The organism is Limnobacter sp. SAORIC-690 (assembly GCF_002954425.1).
GTDB classification, from domain to species: domain Bacteria; phylum Pseudomonadota; class Gammaproteobacteria; order Burkholderiales; family Burkholderiaceae_B; genus Limnobacter; species Limnobacter profundi.
The window spans coordinates 2018406-2032606 of the sequence record NZ_MQVZ01000001.1 but is presented as its reverse complement, the minus strand read 5'-3'; the positions used below and the strand labels follow the sequence as shown (position 1 = coordinate 2032606).

Annotated in this window: 15 protein-coding genes; 13 read left to right on the top strand and 2 right to left on the bottom strand. The window is 53.8% G+C overall.

Going from position 1 to position 14201, the window contains the following annotated elements; all coding sequences use genetic code 11:
- From BSZ31_RS09730 to BSZ31_RS09690, 9 genes are all read left to right on the top strand, one after another.
- On the top strand, positions 1 to 631 hold a 631-nt coding region (locus tag BSZ31_RS09730; protein ID WP_105028530.1), incomplete at its 5' end, for a flagellin.
- Positions 632 to 874: 243 nt separating this feature from the next.
- Entirely contained in the window at positions 875 to 1741 is an 867-nt protein-coding gene (locus BSZ31_RS09725) for a flagellin (RefSeq protein WP_105028590.1), read from the top strand.
- Between the two features lie 176 nt (positions 1742 to 1917).
- Positions 1918 to 2262 (top strand): flagellar protein FlaG, encoded by a 345-nt coding sequence (locus BSZ31_RS09720; RefSeq protein WP_105028589.1) that lies wholly within the window; start codon positions 1918 to 1920, stop codon positions 2260 to 2262.
- Positions 2263 to 2284: 22 nt separating this feature from the next.
- Entirely contained in the window at positions 2285 to 3928 is a 1644-nt protein-coding gene (fliD, locus tag BSZ31_RS09715) for a flagellar filament capping protein FliD (RefSeq protein WP_105028588.1), read from the top strand.
- A 104-nt stretch (positions 3929 to 4032) separates the two neighbouring features.
- Positions 4033 to 4425 carry a flagellar export chaperone FliS gene (fliS, locus tag BSZ31_RS09710; RefSeq protein ID WP_105028587.1) on the top strand — a complete coding sequence of 131 codons (393 nt, stop codon included), beginning with the start codon at positions 4033 to 4035 and terminating at the stop codon, positions 4423 to 4425.
- Between the two features lie 25 nt (positions 4426 to 4450).
- Positions 4451 to 4798, top strand: a complete 348-nt coding sequence (locus tag BSZ31_RS09705; protein ID WP_168426926.1) for a flagellar protein FliT — start codon at positions 4451 to 4453, stop codon at positions 4796 to 4798.
- A 30-nt stretch (positions 4799 to 4828) separates the two neighbouring features.
- Complete coding sequence (locus BSZ31_RS09700) at positions 4829 to 6094, top strand: flagellar hook-length control protein FliK (protein WP_105028585.1); 1266 nt, start codon at positions 4829 to 4831, stop codon at positions 6092 to 6094.
- Positions 6084 to 6371, top strand: coding sequence for an EscU/YscU/HrcU family type III secretion system export apparatus switch protein (locus BSZ31_RS09695; protein ID WP_008252515.1), 288 nt, complete (start codon positions 6084 to 6086; stop codon positions 6369 to 6371). Before BSZ31_RS09700 ends, BSZ31_RS09695 begins: the two co-directional genes overlap by 11 nt.
- The gene (locus BSZ31_RS09690; protein WP_105028584.1) at positions 6368 to 7123 is read left to right on the top strand and encodes a flagellar brake protein; all 756 of its coding nucleotides are present in this window, start codon (positions 6368 to 6370) and stop codon (positions 7121 to 7123) included. The genes BSZ31_RS09695 and BSZ31_RS09690 overlap by 4 nt, the downstream gene beginning before the upstream one ends.
- A 10-nt stretch (positions 7124 to 7133) precedes the next feature.
- Here the strand turns inward: BSZ31_RS09690 and BSZ31_RS09685 are convergent, their stop codons facing one another.
- Together BSZ31_RS09685 and BSZ31_RS09680 are read right to left on the bottom strand one after the other, a co-directional pair.
- Positions 7134 to 8672, bottom strand: coding sequence for a helicase HerA-like C-terminal domain-containing protein (locus tag BSZ31_RS09685; RefSeq protein WP_105028583.1), 1539 nt, complete (start codon positions 8670 to 8672; stop codon positions 7134 to 7136).
- Positions 8673 to 8754: 82 nt separating this feature from the next.
- Positions 8755 to 9078, bottom strand: a complete 324-nt coding sequence (locus tag BSZ31_RS09680) for a flagellar hook-basal body complex protein FliE (RefSeq protein ID WP_008252509.1) — start codon at positions 9076 to 9078, stop codon at positions 8755 to 8757.
- Positions 9079 to 9302: 224 nt separating this feature from the next.
- On the opposite strand from BSZ31_RS09680, the gene fliF reads away from it, so the two are divergent.
- From fliF to fliI, 4 genes are read left to right on the top strand one after another with little or no spacing between them, the layout of a single operon-like run.
- On the top strand, positions 9303 to 11030 hold the full coding sequence (fliF, locus tag BSZ31_RS09675; protein WP_105028582.1) for a flagellar basal-body MS-ring/collar protein FliF: 1728 nt from the start codon (positions 9303 to 9305) through the stop codon (positions 11028 to 11030).
- 36 nt (positions 11031 to 11066) lie between these two features.
- On the top strand, positions 11067 to 12068 hold the full coding sequence (gene fliG / locus BSZ31_RS09670) for a flagellar motor switch protein FliG (RefSeq protein WP_105028581.1): 1002 nt from the start codon (positions 11067 to 11069) through the stop codon (positions 12066 to 12068).
- Positions 12055 to 12792, top strand: a complete 738-nt coding sequence (locus BSZ31_RS09665) for a FliH/SctL family protein (protein ID WP_105028580.1) — start codon at positions 12055 to 12057, stop codon at positions 12790 to 12792. The genes fliG and BSZ31_RS09665 overlap by 14 nt, the downstream gene beginning before the upstream one ends.
- Positions 12793 to 14199 (top strand): flagellar protein export ATPase FliI, encoded by a 1407-nt coding sequence (fliI, locus tag BSZ31_RS09660; RefSeq protein ID WP_105028579.1) that lies wholly within the window; start codon positions 12793 to 12795, stop codon positions 14197 to 14199.
- The last annotated feature ends 2 nt before the right edge of the window (positions 14200 to 14201 follow it).

Sequence of the window (14201 nt, the reverse complement as noted above, 5' to 3'; positions counted from 1 at the left end):
CGGCGCCATGGGCAAGATCAGCGACAACCTGCAGCGTATGCGTGAGTTGGCTGTTCAAGCCAAAAACGGCACCTTGAACCCCACCGACCGTGTGAACCTGAACCGTGAGTACACGGAGCTGGCCAACGAAGTGGACCGCATTACAACTGGCAGCACCTTCAACGGCAACAACCTGTTTGATGCCGCCAACCAAACATTAAGCTTCCAGGTGGGCACCGGCAACGCCGTTTCCGACACCCTGGAGTTAAACCTGACCGACGATGGCTTGAGCACGGGCAATGACCTGACCACCATCATGACCAACGGTGCAGCTGACATTCAAACCAACCTGGGCGACATCATTGATGTGGCCAATGCCACCACCGCGATCGACACGCTGGATGCGTCAATTGATGCCATCACCGGTATTCGTGCCGTGGTAGGTGCGGGCCAAAGCCGACTGGAACAGGTGGCTGCCTTTGCCGATGTGTCCAGCACCAACCTGCAAGCCGCCCGTGGACGAATCATGGATGCTGACTTTGCCAAGGAAACGGCCAACCTGACCCGCTCGCAGATTCTGCAGCAGGCCGGTACCGCCATGCTCGCTCAGGCCAACCAGTTGCCCAACAACGTACTGAGCCTGTTGCAGTGATGAAATAAAAAAACAGCTCAGCTCTGTAATTAGAAGATTATCCTTCCTTTGGGATGGATAATCTTTTTTCATTTTCATCTCCATTAAAAACAATATAAATTATTTAACCAATTCGCTTAAGTTTGATCCGAAACCTCCGTTAAACGAATTGTCAGTAAAAGAAACTGAACAAGGGTTACTCAACCCAAAGCGACATAACCCTTCACAAAGGTGCTGTCAATTTAAACCGCTAGGAGGTCCTAAATGTTAGGCATTAATACAAACTCACCTTCGCTGGGCGCACAGAATAATCTGAGCCGATCTGCCAGCTCCCTTGAAACTTCAATCGCTCGCCTGTCTTCTGGCTTGCGTGTTAACAGCGCCAAAGACGACGCCGCAGGCCTGGCCATTGCAGAACGCATGACCGCCCAAATTCGCGGTTTTGACGTGGCCGCCCGCAACGCCAACGACGGCGTTTCACTGTTGCAAGTGGCTGACGGTGCACTGGGCAAAATCGGTGACAACCTGCAGCGTATGCGTGAATTGGGTGTTCAGGCCAAAAACGGCACATTGAACGACACCGACCGCGCCAACCTGAACCGTGAATTCACAGAACTGGCCAACGAAGTGGGCCGTGTTGCAACAGGCACCACATTCAACGGCAATAACGTGTTCGCAGCTGCCAACAAAACCGTGAACCTGCAAATTGGTTCTGGCAACGTGGCGTCTGACACACTGGGCGTTAACCTGACCGACACGGGCACGGCTGCTGGTAATGACTTGCAAACCACCCTGGGCGGCGCAACACAGGCCGCAATCGTGACCGCGTTTGGTGGTGTAGACACAGTGGCCAACGCAACAACTGCAATCACCGAAATTGACACTGCAATCAACGACATCACCAACCTGCGCGCCACAACTGGTGCTGGTTTGAGCCGACTGGATCAAGTGGTTTCTTCGCTTGAAACCACCAGCGCCAACCTCAGCTCTGCCCGTGGACGAATCATGGATGCGGACTTCGCCAAAGAAACTGCAAACCTGACCCGTTCGCAGATTCTGCAACAGGCTGGCACCGCCATGTTGGCCCAGGCCAACCAGCTGCCCAACAACGTGTTGAGCTTGCTGCGTTAACTCAGACTTAGTCTGATCTCTGACAAGAATTTGCCAAAAGCAGGTTCGAATCAAACCAAAAGCCCGGTGAATGAAGCTCACCGGGCTTTTTAACGTTAAAGAAAACCCCTAAACCTGCCGTTAATCAAGTCATAGGGTCTTGTCTTGCCCGCTTAGAATTCGCAAAGGTGGCGAAAATGAACATTTCAAACATGGCTGATTATGCAACTGGCCTGCAGAAACCGCAGGACGCAACGAACACTAAACCGGCTCAAAACATGGGAGTCCAATCACCCATGGGAGAACGGGCCGAGTTGAGCGTGAGCGAAGTGCTTGAAGTGGTTCAGAAAGCAAACGCCGCACTCACGAGTAATCAATCCAACCTGAAGTTTTTGGTCGACAGCGACAACGGCAAGCCGATTGTCCAGATCGTTGACAGGGAAACGCAGGAAGTACTGAAACAGATTCCATCGGTGGAAATGCTGAAGATCGCAAAAGCGATTGAGAAAATGCAAGGCGTTCTCATGTCTCGCGAAGTCTAGAACGCAACAAGGGGAATAAATCATGGTAGGAATGTCATCTGCAGGAATTGGCTCAGGACTGGACATTGAGGGCATCATCAGCTCTTTGATGGCCGCCGAGCGAATCCCCTTGACCAAAGTGAGTCAGGAACGCACGGCGATCAATACCAAGATTTCAATTTACGGCATCATCAAGAATTCATTTGCAGACCTGAAATCTGCGGCTGACAAACTCAGTAATTTGAGTAACCTGAATCCGCTGAAAGTCACCTCCAGCGACGACAAACAGGTGGGGGCGACAGCCAGCCCCACAGCAGCAAAAGGCACCTACAGCATACAAGTGAGTCAACTGGCCAAAGCCCAAAGTGTTGCTGCACCGAGCGTGGCCACGGCCGACACCAACGTGGGCACAGGCAGCCTGACAATCACGCTGGGCAGCTACGATTCTGGCACCAACACATTCACCAACAATGCAGACAAAACCCCGGTAACCATCAATATTGGTACCGGACAGCAGACGCTAGAGGGAATTCGGCAAGCCATCAATGATTCCAACGCGGGTGTTAACGCATCCATCATCAACGACGGCAACGGCTCCCGTTTGGTATTGACCAGCAAAGACACGGGTGCCGTGAATGGTTTCAAACTGGAAGTGGCCGACGCCGATGGCAACAACACCGACACTGCTGGGCTGTCCAGACTGGCTTTTGACCCCACTGCAGCGGTGGGGGCTGGTAAAAACGCCAGCTCGCTTCAAGTGGCCCAAAATGCCAACTTCACCATCAATAACCTTGCTGTCAGCAAGGCCAGCAACACGGTGACCGATGCAGTTCAGGGCCTCACCCTGAACCTGAAAGCGGTGACCACCACGGCAGTGAATCTGGAAGTTGGGCTGGATGACACGGCCCTGAAGACGACGTTGGACGGCTTCGTTGCTGCCTACAACAAGATTCGCGGCAACTTGAAAGACCAACAGCAGAAAGACGCCACCCTGTCGAAAGAAACCACCCCCTCAGCTCTTGAACGCAGCATGCGGAATATTCTGCGCGAACAAGTGGCACAGTATGGGATCGGCTTGAGCGACATTGGCTTGAATTTTGACAAAGACGGTGTGCTGTCGCTGGACAAAACAAAACTGGACACCGCTGTTGCTGCCGATCCTTCCATTCTTGAAAAAGTATTTACCAACACAGCGACCACCACAGATGCACGGATCAAATACGTTGGGGCCAACACGAAAACGCTGGAAGGCACCTATGCGATCAACATCAGCACAGCTTACGACGGCAGCAACACCGTTGCAGGCACAGTTAACGGCGTTGCCGGCACAGGCGTTGGCAATTTGCTGAGAGGTGCCACGGGAGATGCCAGTGAAGGTTTGCAGTTCTCTGTGGCTCAGGGTGCAAGTGGCAATTTGGGTACCATCACATTCAGCAAAGGTCTTGGTGAGCGGCTAAGCGACTGGATTGATACTTTGTCTGCGGAAGGCGGTGCTCTGGCCTCTCGAACTGAGGGTCTGAACAGCAGAAAGTCTCGTCTGGACGACCAAGAGGACCGGATCAACCTGCGCCTGGAACAGGTTGAAAAGCGTTACCGGGCGCAATTTACAGCCTTGGACACGATGCTGGCCAGCATGCAACAGACCAGTTCTTATCTGAGCCAGCAACTGGCCGCCTTGGCCAAATAGCGGTAAGCGCGGAACTGTGCCCTAAAACCCCTGTTTTTAGTCGGATCAAACAGGGGGCGCAAGCCCTACTATTTGTTTAAGACAAATCACCAAGTGAACGCACCATGATGTACGGCGCAAAAGCATACGCACAAGTAGGACTGGAAACGGGCATCAACAGTGCCTCACCCCATGGCCTCATTGTGATGCTTTACGAAGGGGCCATTGAGGCCATTCGCAAGGCCAAAATTTACCTGGAAATGCAAAACATCGAGATGAAAACCAAGTCGGTGGACAAGGCGCTGCGCATCATCAAAGATGGATTGACCGCATCGCTCGACGTGAACGCTGGTGGAGCCCTCGCCCAGCAACTGCTTTCCTTGTACGACTACATTGGCAAAGAACTGATTTTGGCCAACGCCCAAAACAGTCCGGAACGCATGGACACCTGCATCGCCTTGCTCGATGACCTGCGTACTGCCTGGCTGGAAATCGGCCAGACCGCCACCAAATCATAACAACGACTTAGGACCGCTCTCGACCATGATCTTCGCGACAGACAACAACGGTGCAATCATGAAGCTGTACGCCGCCATAGCGAATCAAAGCCAGGTGATGCTTGATTCGGCCAAGGCCGGCAATTGGGATGAGTTGTGTGCTGCTGAAGAACAGTGCTCAAAGTTGATCCACGAGCTTCAGGCCATCAAGGAAGCGCAACAAACCGAATTGAATGAAAAGGAACGCAGCCAGCACATTGGCTATCTGAAAAAGATTTTGGCTGATGACGCTGCCATTCGCGACATCACTGAACCCCGCCTTAAGCAGTTGGAAGAATTTCTTCGCGCAGCCAACAACTCGCAGAAACTCAGCAACTCTTATGGGTCCAACTAAGCCATTGCGCTAAAGCAACGGGTGTGAGACATGACATTAACCCCGGTTAAATCAGCTCCACCCAACGTCAACTCCGTACTTCAATCCAATCCGGGCGACAGGGTTTCCTCCGGCAAAGGCGAAATTGCGCCCGTTGTTGCCATACTGACCCGCCAACTCCCGCTGCCACAGGCCCAACAGCTTGCCGGGCAAACAGCCTTGGTGCGAGTAGTGAAAGGCGGGCCTGGCAACGAGGCAGAACTTGAGTTTGCGGGCCAGAATATTCAGGTTAAATTGCCCCCTGGGCGACAGCTCACGGCAGGCGAAATGGTCACAGTCGCCTTTGCCCTGTCCGGCAAAGGCGATGACTTGTCCGCAGGTGGTGCCAGCGGCGGTAAAAAAATCGCCGATGCCCGCAACTTGCTCACCACGCTTCCTGTCAGTATTGACGATGGCGAGGCGCAGGATTCGCCCAGTTTTGTAGACCGGCTTTCAGGCACCGCACGGCTGATTGGGCTTCTTGAGCGCTTGGGACAAGGGGCACCCACACAAGTTTCCACTTCGGTGATGACCAGCCTCAAACAATTGAGCACTCAGTTTCAAACACAAACCAACCTGCCCGGCGTCTTGCTGGCTGACCCCGACAATACAACGCCCAGTGCGCGCGCCGTGGCGCAAACCACACCTCAAACCCAAGCGCAACAAACACAAGGCGTTAACACATTGAACAACCTGAACAACGGCCTTGCAGGTGTGTTGGCGCGGCAGGTGAGCGCAGCTGTTGAAAACAGCGGTTTGTTTTATGAATCGCACCTGCAACAGTGGGCCAACGGACAACGCAGTACCGATCAAATTGCGAAAGAACCTCAAGCCCGGTTTGGGCAAGACCAAGTGATTTCGGAAAAAGGTCTGAACCCGGCGGCAGTTGACCAATCAGTCAAGCTAGTTACCGCACAACTGGCCGCGCTGGACAACAATCGGATTTCATTGGCGCTCAGTGGCCTGTTGGGGCACCCGGTTCAAATTGACATTGAACCCGACACGCAAGAAGCCAGCGACCACGAAGAGCAGAACAGTGAAGAAGCTGCCCGCCCCTGGGTTGCACGCCTGAAACTGGACATGGCTCATTTGGGTGAACTGAATGTCCGAGTGCGCATGTTAGGTTCACAGTGTGATGTACAAATTACCGGGCCAGCACGCAGCAAACAGGCCATCGACCCCCATTGGCAAACCTTTCGGCAAGCCATGGATGACAAAGGATTGAAGCTGGTTCACGGCCAGTTTATGGTACCCACGGGGTTTGAAATTGGCGAATAAACTGAGCCCCCAACAAGCCGTGGCACTGGCTTACCTTGAACACTCTGGCGCACCGAAGGTTGTGGCCAAAGGCCAGGGTTTGATTGCAGAACAAATTATCCAGAAAGCCAAAGAATCTGGCGTATTTGTTCATGAAAGCCGCGAGCTGGTCTCGTTGCTGATGAATGTCGATCTGGACCAACAAATTCCACCTGGGCTGTACCAGGCAATTGCGGAATTGTTGGCTTGGGTGTATCAAATAGAAAACAAAGAATTCAGTACAGAGGGAAAGTCATGAGTCACAACACCAGTATCGCGCCTGAACGCGATCAAAAGCTGCTCGAGGAATTCAGTTTGAGTGCAGTACCCACCTTGCGCAAACTCCTCACCACCATCAATGAAGATGAGCATGAGCTTTATGTTTATCTGCAATCTGATCACACCCAGTTTGTCACCGAAGTACTGAACATTGACTGGACAACTGGCCTGATGTGGCTGGGCACACCCTATGAAAAAGCCTTGAGCGGCAATTGCAATGCCTCAACAGCCTACGTCATGGTGAGCTTTCCAGATGGCGTTAAAGTGCAGTTTGCAGGCGTGGGTATTTTGCAAAGCCAGTATCAAGGGGCCGACGCCTTGCGCATTGCCATTCCCAAAACGATTGTTCGTCTGCAACGGCGCAATTACTTCCGGGTCATGGCCGATGAAGAATTGAATGCGCAAGTCAAACTCGAAATTCCAGCGGTGAATGGCCCAATCAGCCTGATCGACATCAGCCTGGCAGGTTGCGGCTTGTCTTTGCAAACACCGCCCAGTCATCATCAGGCCGGCGAGATCATTCCAGACGTTCGCCTAACCCTTCCCGACGGCGAGGGCAGCATGTTGGTCGAGTTGGTGGTGCGAAACATCAAGCCGATGGCAGACCACCCTGAAATGGTTCAGCTTGGTTGCGAGATGAAAACACTGGAACGGGGTTCCGAGCGCCGCTTGCAACGCTTTTTGCTGGCAACCGAACGCAGGCAACGCGCCAACCTGCATTCGATCGACTAAGTTCTGTTGGTCAGCGGCGCTTGCTGCCACCCAGCAGAGAACCCAAAATGCCACGCATCAGCTCGCGACCCACCTGTGAGCCGATGCTGCGTGCCGCGCTTTTTGCCATGGTTTCTGCAACACTTTGGCGTTTGCGCCCACCTGCCCCGCTGGTGCCAAACAACATGTCACCCAAGCCACTCAAAGTGCTTTTTTCCTCAGCAGTTTGAGTGCCCTTTGCAGCGGGTGTCTCCGCGGCATCCTGCGCTGCCATTGCCTGCTCGGTGCGCGCCTTCAACATTTCGAAAGCCGATTCACGATCTACAGTTTTTTCGTAAACCCCCGCCACCAACGAATTCGCAATCAATTCCTTGCATTGCTCAGGGCTGGCCGGGCCAAACTTGCTGGCAGGTGGATACACCCACGCACGACACGTGGGGCTTGGCGTGCCTTTAGGATCAAGAAAACTGACCAAGGCCTCACCAACACCCAGTTCGGTAATGGCCGCTTCAATATCCAAACCCGCATTCGGACGCATGGTTTCAGCCGCCACTTTCACCGCTTTTTGATCTCGCGGGGTAAAGGCTCGCAAGGCATGCTGAACACGATTGCCCAGTTGGCCCAACACGGAATCGGGAACGTCCAGCGGATTCTGGGTCACGAAATAAACACCCACACCTTTGGAACGAATCAGGCGAACCACCAACTCGACTTTTTCAATCAGGGGTTTGGGTGCATCAGTAAACAGCAAGTGCGCTTCATCGAAGAAAAACACCATTTTTGGTTTCTCGACATCGCCTACTTCAGGAAGATTCTCAAACAGCTCAGACAACAACCACAACAGGAAGGTGGCATACAACTTCGGCGAATTCATCAGCTGGTTGGCCGCCAGAATGTTGATGATGCCGCGCCCATTGGAATCGGTTTGCATCAGGTCATCCATGTTCAACATGGGCTCACCGAAAAACTTGTCGGCCCCCTGCCCCTCCAGCGCCAACAAACCACGCTGTATTGCGCCCACAGAGGCCGAGGAAATATTGCCGTACTCGGTGGTGAACTGCTTGGCGTTTTCACCCACGTACTGCAACATGGCGCGCAGGTCTTTCAAATCCAGCAACAGCATGCCGTTGTCGTCCGCAATTTTAAACACCAGGTTCAACACGCCTTCTTGCGTGTCGTTCAAACCCAGCAAACGGCCCAACAACAAAGGCCCCATATCGGAGATGGTGGCACGCACCGGGTGGCCTTGTTCACCAAACACATCCCACAAAGTCACCGGGCTGCCTGCAAATTCCGGCACAGGAATGCCAGTCATTTTCAGACGCTCTTCAAATTTCGGAGAAGTTTTTCCGGGCTGGGAAATGCCGGTCAAGTCGCCTTTCACATCGGCCATGAACACTGGCGTGCCAATTCGTGAAAACGCTTCGGCCAATACCTGCAAAGTAACTGTTTTGCCCGTGCCGGTTGCACCAGTAATCAAGCCATGCCGATTGGCCAACTGAGGCAACATAAAGAGGTCGGTTGCGGTTTCGGCTCGGTTGTCTCGGGCAATCGGGAAAGGTGCAATCATGGGCTGGGCTCCAGTTCTTCAATGGGGTCAATGAACTGGATTGTGCCACAGCCTGTCTGGAATTCAGAACGACTTCAAAACATTACACAGGCATGTTCATGATGTCGTTGTAGGCCTGAAGAATTTTGTTTCGGGCCTGAACCACCGCTGTAAATTGCAGCGACGAAGTATTCATGGCGATCACGGTTTCTTCAACCGAGGCAGTGGGGTCATCCATCTGCAAACGCTTGCCCAGGTCAGCAGCCTTGTCAGCCGACAGGCTCGCGCTTTCCAAAGCCTTGGCAATCGCATCGGCAAACGAGGCCTGGTCAAGTGCCTGTGGCTTGCTGGTCAGCGACGGGCTTTTGATGGCATCCGTTACCGCACTGCTTAACAGGCCACTCACGGCCCCCATTTTGTCGATCATGAAACACTCCAACGCGGAATTTTTGTTTATACCCTCTCTTTGTACAGGCAAGCGGGGCAAGCCATTGCCACAAACAAGGGGTAAAACCCCCCTTATTTTTTAAACACCACCCTCAAGTTTTTGAAATAGGTGCCGTTAAGGCCCCCTTTTTATTGAATTGCTTGCGCACCCCAGCACGCACAATGCATGGGTAGAACAATATTCAACCCACATGCAGGTATTCCATGGCAGAAGTTCTTAGCAGCCCCGAAGTGATCGGCCCGGTTGGCAACAACCCGATCACCAATATGCAGCAACGTTTCGCAAAACTGCCCCAGAAAAACAAAATGGGTATCCTGATCGGCGTGCCATTGCTGATCGCGGTGGTCGCCTCTCTGCTGATGTGGGCCAACCAGACCAGTTACCGCGTGCTGTTCAGCGGCCTGAACGACCAGGACGGTGGAGCCATTGTTGAAGCACTGACCCAGATGAAAGTGCCTTATGAATTCAATACCGCTGGCACCGCGATTCTAGTGCCCTCGGAGAAGGTGTACGACACACGGCTGGCCCTTGCCAGCCAAGGCCTGCCCAAAGGCAGTGTGAGCGGCTTTGAAGCCATGGACAACCAGAAGCTGGGCATTACCCAATTTCAGGAACAAGTGAATTATCAGCGTGCACTGGAAGGTGAGCTGGTTCGCTCCATTCAATCCATTTCAGCGGTGCAAAGCGCTCGCGTGCATTTGGCCATTCCCAAGCCATCCATTTTTATCCGTGAAAAGCAAACGCCCAGCGCATCCATTGTGCTGAACCTGTTTGGTAGCCGCACACTGTCGGAGCCCCAAATCAACGGCATCGTGCATTTGGTGGCCTCCAGCCTGCCCGGCATGAACCCGGAAGACGTCAGCATTGTTGACCAATCTGGTCGCCTGCTCACAGGCAAGACACAACTGGAAAGCGGCCTGAACCCCACGCAGCTGGCCTACACCAACCAGATTGAACAAAGCCTGACCAGCCGCATTGTTGATATTCTCAGCCCCGTGTTCGGCAGCGAAAACGTCCGTGCCACCGTAACCGCCAACATGGATTACTCCACGTCTGAGCGCACCGATGAAATTTACAAACCCAATGGTGATGCAACACAAGCCACCATTCGAAGCCAACAAATCAGCGAGTCCAACGACGGCAGCAGCAATGCCAACCCGCAAGGCGTACCAGGCGTCATGGCCAACACTCCACCGGGAGAGGCAGCGGCCAACATTGGCCAAAACCCGCAACAGGCCTTGGCCAACGGCGCAAACGGTGGCAACAATACACCCACACAAACCAACAGCAGCACCCGCAAAGACTCCACCGTGAATTACGAAGTGGACAAATCGGTGCAATACACCAAATCGCAAGTCGGGAAAATTGAACGCCTGTCCGCCGCCGTGGTGGTGAACTACAAAACAATCACCGACCCCAAAGGCGAAACACGCCAAGTGCCACTGACACCCGAGGAAATTACCCAACTGGACAGCCTGGTGAAGCAGGCCATTGGCTTTGACGAACAACGCGGTGACGCGGTCAATGTGGTGAACCAGGCTTTCACCAAGGTGGAAGAAGAAACCATCCCCATGTGGGCACAGCAGGAAACCATGGACCTGGCGAAATCATTGGGCATGCCAATTGGGATTGCACTGATCGCGGCCATTTTGGTGTTCGGTGTACTGCGCCCCATGATGAAACCGGCTGAAGTTGATTTGTTCGACGAAGGGCCAGAATTGTTGCCTGGACAACGCATGCCACTTCTGGCCAACCAGGTGGGCGGCGACAACGACGCAGAGTTGCTTGAGCAACTTCAACGCGAAGGCACCCTGCCCGGCATGAATCGCCAGGAAAAAATGGAAAAACTGCGCCAATTGGCCAAAGAACACCCACAGATTGTGGCGAGCATCGTAAAAAACTGGGTCAACGGCGAAACACAGAACGGCTAAGGCCTGCCTGACAAAGCACCACGAGGAATCAACACCATGGCAGAAAGCGAACTTGGCATTCAAAAAGGCGCAATCCTGATGCTTAGCTTGGGCGAAGAAGAGGCCGCAGAAGTATTCAAATACCTAGGCCCCAAAGAAGTCCAAAAGCTGGGTCAACAAATGTCGAAAACCAAAGACGTGCCCATCGACCGCATCGAAGAAATTGCAGGCGAAGTGGTTCAAATTGCGCAAAGCCAAAGTGCTTTGGGCCTTGATTCAGATGCCTACATTCGAAGTGTGCTGACACGTGCACTGGGTGAAGACAAGGCTGGTTTTCTGCTGGACCGTATTTTGCAGGGCAGCGACACCTCTGGCATTGAAGGCCTGAAGTGGATGGACCCGGGCACTGTGGCTGAATTGATTAAAAATGAACACCCGCAAATTATTGCCACCATTCTGGTTCACCTGGAACGCGACTTTGCCGCAGCAATTCTAAACCTTTTTGTAGAGCGCCTTCGCAGCGACGTGGTGCTGCGAATAGCCACGATTGATGGCATTCAACCGAATGCCTTGCTTGAATTGAATGATGTGCTGTCCAAAGTGCTGGCCGGTGGCGACAAACTGAAGAAAACCACCCTGGGTGGAGTGCGTGCTGCTGCTGAAATCTTGAACTTCGTGGGTACCACTTCAGAGAAAAACGTGCTGGACACCATTCGCGAATACGACAACGAACTCAGCCAGCGTATTCAGGATGAAATGTTCACCTTTGACAACCTGCTCGACATCGACGACCGCGGCATGCAGAGCATTTTGCGCGATGTACAAACCGATCTGCTGGTCATCGCGCTGAAAGGTGCGGACGAAGCGATTCGCGAAAAGGTGTTCAAAAACATGTCAAGCCGCGCGGCAGAAGCCCTGCGCGACGATCTGGAAAGTCGTGGTCCGGTTCGCCTGTCCGAAGTGGAAGCGGCGCAGAAGGATGTACTGAAAGTAGCCAGAAAACTGGCCGATGCCGGCGAAGTAGTGCTGGGTGGAGGCGGTGAAGATGCGTTCATCTAACCGCATTATTCGCGGACTGGATGCCGCGGAATTGCCGAACTGGTCGGTTGAGCTGATTGGTTCGCGCTATGAAAACCCGGTCGACCGAATGATGGCGGAAATCAATCGGCATCAAACGGAAAGCAGCACCCCACCACCTGCCCCCACCGCAGAGGAACTGCGTTTGAAAGAATGGGAGCAGGCACTTGCCCGGCGCGAGAAACAGCTGGAAGAACTTGAAAAAGACACCCTGAAACAGGCTGAGGAACGTGGCCAGCAGCTGGGCTATGAAGCGGGCTGGAATGCCGCACACAACGAACGTGTGGTGTTGGTGCAAGCTGCCAGCACCATGGAAGCGGAATTCGAACGCTTTAAAAGCGAGTTGTCAGAAAAACTGCTTGACCTGGCTGTGTTGGTCAGCAAAAAAGTGATTGGCGACACCCTTGCCCTTCATCCTGAACAGGCCGCCGAATTGTTGAAACAGGTTTTGGAAAGCATGCAGTTGCACAGCAAAGCGGTCACCCTGCGTGCACACCCCAACACCATTCGCGTGCTTGAAGCCCAGTTTGGCGATCAGCAAATGCTGGGGAATCTGCGCATGATCGAAGACCCGAAACAACTGCAAGGTGGTTTTTTGCTACAGCACCCGGAGGGCGAAGTGGACGCAACACTTCAAACCCGCTGGCTGCGGGCCATTGAAGCCCTGGGCCGCAGTAACCCATTAAGCCCAGAGGACACCGAGTAAATGGCTGACCTGCTGGATTGGATTGACGAATGCAAATTTCTGGTTGAACACAGCCAGCCCCAAGTGGCCACGGGCAAACTGACCCGCGTGGCCGGTTTGGTGATGGAAGCCGTGGGCTTGAAACTGCCGGTGGGCAGTGTGTGCACTGTGGTGCAAAAAGGAGCTCCACCTTTGGAAGCCGAAGTGGTGGGCTTTAATGGCGACAAGCTGTTTTTGATGCCCGCCACCGATGTGCACGGCATGACCCCCGGCGCAAAAGTGATTGCACAAGAGCCCCCACCCATCGCACCCAAGCTGGGTGTGAAAGCCCACCCCTGGCGCAGGCCCGAGGACAAAACCAAACACTTGCCCGTGGGCGACAGCCTGCTGGGCCGAGTAGTAGACAGCAATGGCCGCCCACTGGACACCCTGGGTGAACTGAAATTCGAAAAACGCAGTCCCTTGGCGGCACGCCCTATCAACCCGCTTGAACGCGAACCCATTACCGAACCACTGGATGTGGGTGTGCGTGCAATCAATGCATTGCTCACCGTGGGCCGCGGCCAACGAATCGGCTTAATGGCCGGCTCCGGTGTGGGTAAATCCGTGTTGCTGGGCATGATGGCCCGCTACACCAAAGCCGACCGTGTGGTGGTTGGCCTGATCGGCGAACGTGGCCGCGAAGTGAAAGAATTCATTGAGCAGATTCTGGGTGAAGAAGGCCTGAAACGCAGCGTGGTGATTGCTGCCCCCGCCGACGTCAGCCCCCTGCTTCGCATGCAAGGCGCAGCCTACACCCAAGTGGTGGCCGAGCATTTTCGTGACCAGGGGCACAACGTGCTGATGATCATGGATTCGCTGACCCGCTATGCCATGGCACAACGTGAAATCGCCCTGGCCATTGGCGAACCCCCTGCCACCAAAGGCTACCCGCCCAGCGTGTTTGCCAAACTGCCCACGCTCGTTGAACGGGCTGGCAATGGCCGAAAAGGGGGCGGTTCAATTACTGCGTTTTATACCGTACTTACTGAAGGCGATGACCAGCAAGACCCCATCGCTGATTCGGCTCGCGCCATTCTGGATGGCCACATTGTGCTTTCTCGACAACTGGCTGAAAGCGGTCACTACCCTGCCATTGACATTGAACAATCCATTTCACGGGCCATGCACAACATTGTGCCTGCAGGCCACCTGAATGCAGCCCGTGGCTTGAAGGCCGCTTTCTCAAAGGTGCAGCGCAACCGTGACCTGATCACCGTGGGCGCTTACTCTCCGGGGGCAGATCCACAATTGGACCATTCTTTGGCCCTTTATCCAAAGATTGAAAACCTGCTGCAACAGTCAATGTTAGAGAGTGCAAGTTTCGATGAAGCGCTCGCAGGCCTTCAATCGCTATTTCCGAACGAATTTAAAAACGACAAACACTAAAC